The following is a 2,359-nucleotide window of genomic DNA, read 5'->3' on the forward strand; positions in this document are numbered from 1 at the left end:
AATAAGGTTCACCGTCGCCACCAATAATATATGCACCGTCTTTAACAAATCTTATGTACCCAATCCCAAACTCCAATAGTATTGAAGGCTCTGAAGTGTACTCCATAACATGCAGAACACACTCCGAGCCTACTTCCGCTATGTACTTAGTACCCATACGATATCTCGCACCACCATGTGCAAATGGAATAAAGTTCCGACATTTAGATAGACCAACCTTGACTTTGTCAAGGTCAATTCTACTCCATAATGACGGTGTGATTTCCCCACCTACACATGCGATGTTGTTTACTTTAATGGTCATCGCCTTGCGCCCTCATATTTTGATATCTGCGGACCAATGACCCTCGCTGCCTCGTTCGATACTCTTTCCTTGCCACGCTCAAACAACGCTGTGTAATAACTCATCAGTTCTCGGTGCTTCGCTATGTCGCCAGCTAACGCCAGTACCAGCTCTGCACCTAGCCTGTATGAGAAAGCAGTTACAAACATCGGTGTAAACATTGCTTCGTCTACATCTGAAGTGATGTACTCCGCCCAAGCACACTCTAGATTTGTACAAAGCACCCTTGTTTCATAGTCATAAGACACTATCTCAAAGGGTATCGTACGAAGTGTTGAGAGTGGCGGTCCAAACGGTACAACGGTTACAGGCTCATCACCGCCATATACAATGAGCCTTAAGTCAAGACAATAGTCAGGATACTTATAATAAAAATTCCAAGACGGGTGGCTGTATTCAAAATCAATAGGTTCAAGCTGTACCACACGCTTGGCGAAGTTCCACGAATGGTCTTCCAACATAGAGTCTAACGTCGGCTTGTATAAGTTCTCCAAGTTGCGATGTTCCGGAGTGGCATTGGACTCTGTATCTAGCAACTGCCTAGACTGTCCCATTTTACTTAATGCCATGTTCCAAATCTGAAGTTTGTTAGCCATTGTTCACCGCCCCTTATTCCATTAATAAGTAGAGCGGAAGGGGGGATTAACCCCCCTTGCTCGCCCTGAACTTTCTGATAGCACCTATCATATCGCCACGAAGTCTGATACCGTCAGGCATTGAATAGCCCTCTGCGTTCGCTAATTTCACAAGCTCCGCTCTAGTCATTTCATCAAGCTCGTCTTGCGTAGGAATAATTAACTCACGATTGAGCTCTTCCGCTGTAGGTGCAGTATCAAGCGGCTCCATATGCCGAGTAGCTAATTTGGCATTAGGCACATCTACAACTTCGCCCTTGCGAACGAATGTGTTATTAAATAATGTGTCCCTTATAATCCGGTACTTCATAATTATAAGTTGGTCTGTGGGTCCTTGGTTAAGAATGCGTCAAATGCACCAGCTGTTAAATCTGCGTCAGAGATAACAATCTGTACGCCGAGATAACGTTCTAGCTTCCCTGCTTTAGGTACACGAACTAAACCAAGAACTGCACCTTTGCCCAATGAGGCAACTTCAAGAGCGGCTGTTTCCCACAATACTGTTGGTGAGCTAAACGCACTGTTGTCATCAGTTACGAACTGAATTTTGACTTTGCCACCAGTTGTGGTTACAGCTGTGTGTACTGAAGCCATAAAATAAAGTTCATCAATGGCGTCGCCTAGTTCCACTGTGTCAAGAACTGTGTCTGACAAGTGTGTTCCAACAGTTGTTTCTGCCTGTGCATTACAGAAAAAAGCATTTTTATCTATTATCATTACTACACCCCCGCTTTCTCTAATGTATAAACTATGCGTACCGCAAACATAGGCGGCTTCGCAGTTGAACCATTAGTAACAGAAAGAACTATCTTCTTCCCAGCTACTAATTCCTTGTAGTCTTCCACAATAGTACCCATATCACCTGATACACCACTCGCTGGGAACGCCGGATTGTTCTTGTAGGTTATTGAAGCAAACGCACCGTCTGCGTTGCGACCCAAAGCAACTACACAAGTGTTTGAATCGTCAATGCCAGTCGCTGTCCCCTGTGAGAGAATGTACGCTGATACTATCGTCGCTTTATAGCCAGTAGGAACTTCAAATACTGGTCTAGAAGCTATGTCATCACCAGCGTCAAGTCCCTCTACCTGAACCATAAGGATGTTCGTACGCGCGTCCTCCGCTAACTTGTCAATTGTCCAAATGCCATCTGCGAACTTGCCCCTAGAATCAGCGTCCGCTGCGAAAGCATTGTCTGCAATCTTGGAATCCAAGAAAGCATTGTCTATTGCATTGTTGGCTGTCTTTGATTTCAGCGTGGCTGTATCAAAGAAGTTCGCTGCATAGGTTTCCACCTTTGTCTCCCACTTTGCATTGAGGACTGTGTCTGCATTCACTGGTGAAGCGAAGTCATAAAGCGCATCGCCGAGCATCCAGCCGC

General features: G+C 45.2%; 5 protein-coding genes. All 5 read right to left on the reverse strand.

The features are described 5' to 3' along the window. On the reverse strand, positions 1-304 hold a 304-nt coding region (locus GXZ13_07030), incomplete at its 3' end, for a hypothetical protein (GenBank protein ID NLX75562.1). After that, a complete protein-coding gene (locus GXZ13_07035; GenBank protein NLX75563.1) occupies positions 301-939 on the reverse strand; it encodes a hypothetical protein in 639 nt (212 codons plus the stop codon). The genes GXZ13_07035 and GXZ13_07030, both read right to left, overlap by 4 nt. A 46-nt stretch (positions 940-985) precedes the next feature. Then, positions 986-1,288 carry a hypothetical protein gene (locus tag GXZ13_07040; GenBank protein NLX75564.1) on the reverse strand — a complete coding sequence of 101 codons (303 nt, stop codon included), beginning with the start codon at positions 1,286-1,288 and terminating at the stop codon, positions 986-988. Between the two features lie 2 nt (positions 1,289-1,290). Further along, positions 1,291-1,695 (reverse strand): hypothetical protein, encoded by a 405-nt coding sequence (locus GXZ13_07045; protein ID NLX75565.1) that lies wholly within the window; start codon positions 1,693-1,695, stop codon positions 1,291-1,293. 2 nt (positions 1,696-1,697) lie between these two features. Further along, the coding region (locus GXZ13_07050) for a hypothetical protein (GenBank protein ID NLX75566.1) at positions 1,698-2,359 on the reverse strand (662 nt) is incomplete at its 5' end.

The sequence above is a fragment of the Synergistaceae bacterium genome, assembly GCA_012728235.1.
Classification (GTDB): domain Bacteria; phylum Synergistota; class Synergistia; order Synergistales; family Synergistaceae; genus JAAYFL01.